The organism is Ensifer sp. 1H6 (assembly GCF_001976035.1).
Lineage (GTDB): Bacteria > Pseudomonadota > Alphaproteobacteria > Rhizobiales > Rhizobiaceae > Ensifer > Ensifer canadensis.
In genome coordinates, this window is the sequence record NZ_MOAI01000040.1 from 45460 (window position 1) to 52361 (window position 6902).

The window sequence follows — 6902 nt, forward strand, 5'->3', positions numbered from 1 at the left end:
TCACCTCCACCTTATCCGGAATCGCGTCAGAAGGATCGCGACAACCATCGTCAGCAGCGAGGTGGCGACCATGACGTCGGCTATGTAACTCGGCACTTTGGCCGCACGGCTCATGGCATCGGCGCCGACGAAAATGCCGGCGACGAAGATGGCCGATGCGATGACGCCGAGCGGGTTGAGCATGGCCAGCATCGCGACGACGATGCCGGAGTAGCCGTAGCCCGGCGACAGGTCGAGCGTCAGGTTGCCCTTGAGCCCCGAGACTTCTGAAAAGCCGGCAAGTGCGGCCAACCCGCCCGAAAGCAGCGCCGTCTTCATGAGCGTGCGGTTGACCAGAATGCCGACAAAGCGTGCGCCCTCGGCATTGAGGCCGACGGCGCGCATTTCGTAGCCGAGAACCGTCTTTTTCATGACGACCCAGACGAGAACGGCCGAAGCAAGGGCAATGACGAAACCATAGTGCAGGCGCTTGCCCTGGATGAGGCGTGGCAATTGCGCTTCGGCGATCACCTTCTGCGATTGCGGCCAGCCGAGCCCCATCGGATCCTTGAGCACACCTTCAAGCAGCATCGACACGAACAACAGGACGATGAAGTTGAGCAGCAGCGTGGTGACCACCTCATCGACGCCGAAGCGGGTCTTCAGCACGGCCGGGCCAAGCAGAAGCATTGCGCCTGCGGCCATGACGGCGGCCATGATCACCGGGATCAGAATGACCGAAGGTAGCGGCAGCGCGCCGGTTCCCAGCACCACGGTGACGACGCCCCCGATGTAGAGTTGCGCTTCTGCGCCGATGTTCCAGAGCTTGGCCCGGAAGGCGACGGCGATCGCCAAGCCCGTGAAGATCAGCGGCGTCGCGCGGGTCAAGGTTTCCATGAGCGCGAACTGCGAGCCGGCCGCACCCTTGGCCACAAGATAGAAGACGGACAGTGGCGAAGCGCCAGCGGCAAGAACCAGCATCGACGTCAGCAGCAGCGTGGTGGCGATGGCTGCCAGCGGAAACAGCAAGGTGACCGTCAATGACGGTGCGGGCTTCGGCTCAAGCCGCATGATCGCTGGGCTCCCCGCTGTGGCCTGCCATCAGCTCCCCCAGTTCCCGAATGCTGCGTTCACCGCGCGAAGACGGCGTCGATAAGCGCCCCTTGGACATGACGATGATGCGGTCGGACAATGCCAGGATTTCCTCAAGGTCCTCCGAAATCAGCAATATCGCCGCGCCCCTTTCCCGCGCTTCAAGCAACATGCGGTGAACATAGGCGACGGCGCCGACATCGAGGCCGCGGGTCGGCTGGCTTGCAAGGATGACCGCCGGGTCGGGATCAAGGGCCCGGCCGAGGATGAGCTTCTGCATATTGCCGCCCGAGAGCAGGCGTATGCGGGCCTCGGGCGAGGGGCATTTGACGTCGTAGTCGGCAATGAGTTTCTCGGCGAAGCGGCCGGCGGCTTTCCAGTTCAGGAAGCCCATGCGGTTGAATCGCGGGCTCCGGTAGCGTTCGGCGATGACGTTCTCCGCCACACTCATGTCGCCGATGCTGCCGATAGCGTGGCGGTCTTCCGGAATGCGGGCCACGCCATGGGCGAGCGCAGCGCGCGGCGACCAGTCAGCGACTTCCTGCCCGGCGATGGAAATGCTGCCGCCGGTTGGACGCCGGATGCCGGCGATGAGGCCGGCAAGGACAGCCTGACCATTGCCGGCAACGCCGGCAAGGCCGGTGATTTCACCAGCTGTCAGCGTGAGCGACACCTTATCGAGGCCGGCTCCGTTATACGGCGCTGTTGAGACGCCCTCGAGCGCCAGCAGCGGTGCGCCCAGTTTCACCGGGCTGACCTCCGCCGGCTTGACCTCCTGGCCAACCATGAGGGAGGCCAGTTCTTTGCGATCGGTCGAGCCTGTCTCGCGCTCGCCGACGAGCTGGCCGGAGCGCAGAACCAGTACACGATCGCTGACAGCCATCACTTCGTGCAACTTGTGGGAGATGAAGATGATCGACAGGCCTTTGGCGACGAGCAGTTTCAGCGTCCGGAACAATGCGTCGGTCTCGGCGGGGGTCAGAACAGCCGTCGGCTCGTCCAGGATGAGAATGCGGGCTTCGCGATAAAGGGCCTTCAGGATCTCGACGCGCTGGCGTTCGCCGACCGAAAGGGTGGAGACGGTGGCCGCGGGATCGACGGCGAGGCCGAAATCGGTAGACAGTTGCGCGATGCGCCGCCGCGCTGCGGCCCGGTCGAGCCGCATGCGCCAGAGGCCCTGCGTGCCAAGCGCGATGTTTTCCTGCACCGTCATGTTGTCGGCGAGAGTGAAGTGCTGGTGGACCATGCCGATGCCGGCATCGAGGGCTGCGCGCGGATCTCCCGGCGGAAGCGGCTTGCCAAAGGCCTCTACGGTTCCTTCGTCTGCGATGTAGTGGCCGAAGAGAATGTTCATCAGCGTCGTCTTGCCGGCGCCGTTCTCCCCGAGAAGCGCGATGACTTCGCCCCGCTTCAGGTCGAAGGAAATGGCCTCGTTGGCTCGGAGCGGGCCGAAACGCTTGCTGATGCGTGAAAGACGAAGGGCGGGATTGCTTGACACATCGGTGACCGGAAGTGGCGTTGCGGGGGAGGCTTCCTTTCCCGTCCAGGGAGGGAATGGTCGCTGCCGGCGAAGGGTAATCCCTCGTCCGGCATTGCCAACCACCTCTCCCATGAACGGAAGGAGAAGAGGGCTAGCTCGATTTTGGCTCGGCGTCGTTGATCTCGACGGCGAACGAGCCATCCTTGATCATCTTTTCCTTCTCCGCGACCTTGGCCTTGATGTCGTCCGGAACCTTGCTGTCGAAGGTGCCGAGAGGCGCGAGCGAACAGCCGCCGTTCTTCATGAAGGAATAGACGCCGTAGTCGTCGGCCTTGAAAGTGCCGGCCTTCACTTCGGCGATAGCCTTGTCGAGTGTCGGTTCGAAATGCCACAGCGCGGAGACGACAACGGTGTCCGGATAGTCCGCCTGGGTATCGATGACATTGCCAATGGCCAGGACTTTCTTCTCCTTGGCGGCGTCGGACACGCCGAAACGCTCGGCATATAGAAGGTCCGCACCGCCATCGATCTGGGCGAATGCGGTCTCCTTGGCCTTGGGCGGATCGAACCACGAGCCGATGAAGGCGACCTGGAACTTGGTGTCCGGGGCCACTTCATTCACGCCAGCCATGAACGCGTTCATCAGCCGGTTGACCTCCGGGATCGGATAGCCTCCCACCATGCCGATGTTCTTGGACTTGGTCATTGCGCCGGCGACCAGGCCGGACAGATAGGATGCGTCCTGGATATAGTTGTCGAAAACCGAAAAGTTCGGCACGGCGGCATCGGGCTTGAAGCTCGAGCCCATCAGGAAGGCGACGTCAGGATAGTCTTTGGCGACGGCGCGGGCGGCATCCTCGACGCCGAAGACCTCGCCCAGGATCAGCTTGTGGCCGGCCTCGCAATATTCGCGCATGACGCGCTCGTAATCGTTGTTCGCGGTGTTTTCAGAATAGACATATTCGATGTCGCCGCGCTCCTTGGCGGCATTAGCTGCCTTGTGGATACGGCTGACCCACTGCTGCTCGACCGGGACGGTATAGATGGCCGCCACCTTTATCGGGTCCGCAGCAAACAGACGGCTCGGCAGACCCGCCGCGGCCACCACGGCGGATGCGCCAGCAACTTTCATCAGGGTTCTTCTGGAAATGGCGGAATTGAAGGAATTGCTATGCATTAAATTCCCCTCTGGTTGATTGCGCGTTTTGGAACACGTCTTTTTTACCACTTGGTCAATGTAGGTGAAGTTGGAGGTTGCAGCAATTGGGTGCCGCGGAAAGTTCGCCGCAGGCAATGGAAGCAAAACGCGGGATCACGAAGGCCGCTCGATCGTGAATTGCGGGCGTGAGCCCATCGCGGCGCTGAGCAAAGGCCTGCCGCTATTCTCCGAAATCGCCGCGCCGACGCTTCTCAAGCTGATGAGCTCGAAGGCTTTTCCGGGGGTGGGGGGGTGGCGCAGATCTATCGGGTGGCGTGAACCCGTCGCCGAAGGGTCGGTTGCCGGGGCAACACCTTTCCCGGATTGAGGATCGCGGACGCATCGAGCGTGTCCTTGACCCGATGCATCAGCGCCAGCTTGACCGGGTTCGATGTGGCTGACAGTGACCCCACTCTCTTGGTGCCGATCCCATGCTCGGCAGAGAATGACCCGCCGATCGTAACTATGTCCCTGTAGAGCACCTTCTCAATGGCTTTCGCCTTTTCGCCTGCAATGTCACTGCCAGCCGCGTTGAGGACGATATGGAGATTTCCGTCAGCAAGATGGCCGAACACGTAGGGATCGAACGTGGCATCCAGTCCCCTGATGTCTGCAAGACAGCGATTAAGATAAGACCCGACTTGCGATAGAGGAACCGAGACATCGTAGGATGGTGCGCTCGGATGCTTTCGGTAGATGAGGTCCGTGTCTTCGCGCAGTCGCCAAAGATCCATCTCCTGCGCACCTGAGGATGCAATGACGGCTGAGGCGTCGGGGTGATCCTCGATGACGTCTTCATAGATACGTCCCAGTTCCGATTGCAACGCTCCCTCCTCGGCCCCGCTTAGTGAAACCAGCAGGTTGACCGGATGCTCGGCATTGTAGTCCGAGACAGACCAACGATGATGGCCGGATGTCAGACGAAAATAGGTGTTCCAGATCGCTTCCGCAGCGCGTAGTTGACCGTACTCGGCGTCGAGACCTCGACGAACTGTCTCGAGCGCTGCATCAACTGACGGTAAACCGAAGAGGACAGTGGCCGTGGCAAAGGGCTGGGGCTCAAGCTTGACGGCAATACGCGTTATGATGCCGAGTGTTCCTTCGGCTCCCACAAAGAGATGTTTCAGATCATAGCCGGCCGCGTTTTTCACGACCCGTGTAAGATCGGAATAGATCGAGCCATCCGCGAGCACGGCCTCCAGGCCAAGAATGCGATGCCGCATGACCCCAAACCGAAAGGCTGCAATACCCCCGGCATTCGTCGAGGCCATACCTCCGATCGTTGCCGAACCGCGCGATGGCAAATCGATCCCTGTTTCAAGTCGATGCTCCGCGGCCGCCACTTGCAGCGCTTGCAGTGTCACGCCGGCCTCCACGACCGCAACCCGCTCGATTGGTGAAATATCCAGGATTCGATTGAGGCGGGCGGTTGAAAGCACCAGTTCGCCCGGCCGAGACATCGCCCCGCCTACGAGCCCGGTTCGTCCTCCATGGGTGACGAGCGAGATCCCGTTGGCGAGGCAACATTTGACGACGGCGGCAACCTCATCGGTCGTTCTCGGGTAGACCACGGCGCCTGCCCCGAGATTTTCAGGTGCAACTCCGTGGTCGACCGTGGCAATGGCCTCCCCGTCCTTGAGATTTTCGTCACCAACAATTCTACGAATTTCGTCTTTGAATTCGGGCTGTAGGCGATCCATTCGATGTTACCTGTTGGTGGATGTCGAGAACGGTGAGATGTCTGCGGCAGACTTGTTCAGGCAGTTTCGGTTTTGAGCGCGCCACTCTTCTTTGCCGTCCAGGTGGCGATGAAGTCCATGAGCCCAGGGTTGAGGCAGTCATAGGGCTCAATACCAAGCTCTCGCAGGCGGGCACGTACGCCATCCATCTTTGCCGGATCGTATCCGCTTTCGATGATCGAAGACACGAAAGCCGCAAACCCCGGCTTCGCCCAGCCCGTTTCCTGGAACCGCTCAGGATGCAAGAAGGAAAGCCCCTTGAACGGATGGTCGCGTTCGACCGGGCCGTACATGTGCACGCCGCAGTCCTTGCAGGCGTGGCGCAGAATAAGAGCGGTCGGGTCCACGACAGCGAGCTTGTCGCCGTTTTCGAGTATCTCGACATTGTCCGTCGGCGCGACGGCGACGACCGAGAAGACAGTACCATCGGGCTTCCAGCACTTGGTACAGCCGCATGCATGGTTATGGGCAATGTCGCCCCTGATCCGGATCTTCACAGGGTTGCTCGCGCAGTTGCACACAAGTGTGCCGCCCGAGAAGGCTGCATCGGTCGCCTGGAAACCGGAATCGAGGGATGGATGTATCGCAACGCTTGGCATGGGCTTCTCCTCCTTCATGGCCGGCGCGGTATGCCCGGCAGATCATTGGCATCGCCGGGCGGACGCTTGGCGATGTGATGAACGGATTGCATTCGTGATGCGGTCTTGAACCCGCGCTCAGTATACCACGACGCTGCGGATGCTTTCGCCGGAATGCATCAGTTCGAAGCCCTTGTTGATGTCTTCGAGCGGCATCGTGTGGGTGATCATCGGATCGATCTCGATCTTGCCTTCCATGTACCAGTCGACAATCTTCGGCACGTCGGTGCGGCCGCGGGCGCCGCCAAAGGCGGTGCCCATCCAGCTGCGACCGGTGACGAGCTGGAACGGACGGGTGGAGATTTCCTGGCCAGCACCGGCAACGCCGATGACCACCGACTTGCCCCAGCCGCGATGCGAGGCTTCGAGCGCCTGGCGCATCACCTTGGTGTTGCCGGTGCAATCGAAGGTATAATCGGCGCCGCCGATCTGGTCGGCCCCGCGCTTCGTCATGTTGACGAGGTAAGGCACGATGTCGTCGCCAACCTCCTTCGGATTGACGAAGTGGGTCATGCCAAAGCGTTCGCCCCAGGCCTTCTTGTCGTTGTTGAGATCGACGCCGATGATCATGACGGCGCCGGCAAGCCTGAGGCCCTGGATGACATTGAGGCCGATGCCGCCGAGGCCGAAGACGATCGCGGTCGCGCCGATCTCGACCTTGGCCGTGTTGATCACCGCGCCGATGCCGGTGGTGACGCCGCAGCCGATATAGCAGATCTTGTCGAACGGCGCGTCGGGATTGACCTTGGCCAGCGCGATCTCCGGCAGCACGGTGT

Annotated in this window: 6 protein-coding genes; all 6 read right to left on the minus strand. The window is 61.3% G+C overall.

Going from position 1 to position 6902, the window contains the following annotated elements:
• On the minus strand, positions 1-1050 hold the full coding sequence (locus BKP54_RS30885; RefSeq protein WP_025429171.1) for an ABC transporter permease: 1050 nt from the start codon (positions 1048-1050) through the stop codon (positions 1-3).
• Positions 1040-2569, minus strand: coding sequence for an ABC transporter ATP-binding protein (locus BKP54_RS30890; protein ID WP_025429170.1), 1530 nt, complete (start codon positions 2567-2569; stop codon positions 1040-1042). Before BKP54_RS30890 ends, BKP54_RS30885 begins: the two co-directional genes overlap by 11 nt.
• A 133-nt stretch (positions 2570-2702) precedes the next feature.
• Complete coding sequence (locus BKP54_RS30895) at positions 2703-3728, minus strand: BMP family protein (RefSeq protein ID WP_084815383.1); 1026 nt, start codon at positions 3726-3728, stop codon at positions 2703-2705.
• Between the two features lie 284 nt (positions 3729-4012).
• Complete coding sequence (locus BKP54_RS30900) at positions 4013-5449, minus strand: FAD-binding oxidoreductase (RefSeq protein ID WP_084815384.1); 1437 nt, start codon at positions 5447-5449, stop codon at positions 4013-4015.
• A 56-nt stretch (positions 5450-5505) separates the two neighbouring features.
• Positions 5506-6087, minus strand: coding sequence for an S-(hydroxymethyl)glutathione synthase (gene gfa, locus BKP54_RS30905; RefSeq protein WP_084815385.1), 582 nt, complete (start codon positions 6085-6087; stop codon positions 5506-5508).
• 117 nt (positions 6088-6204) lie between these two features.
• Positions 6205-6902, minus strand: a 698-nt coding sequence (locus BKP54_RS30910) for a zinc-binding dehydrogenase (RefSeq protein WP_143347947.1), incomplete at its 5' end; no start/stop codon positions are given.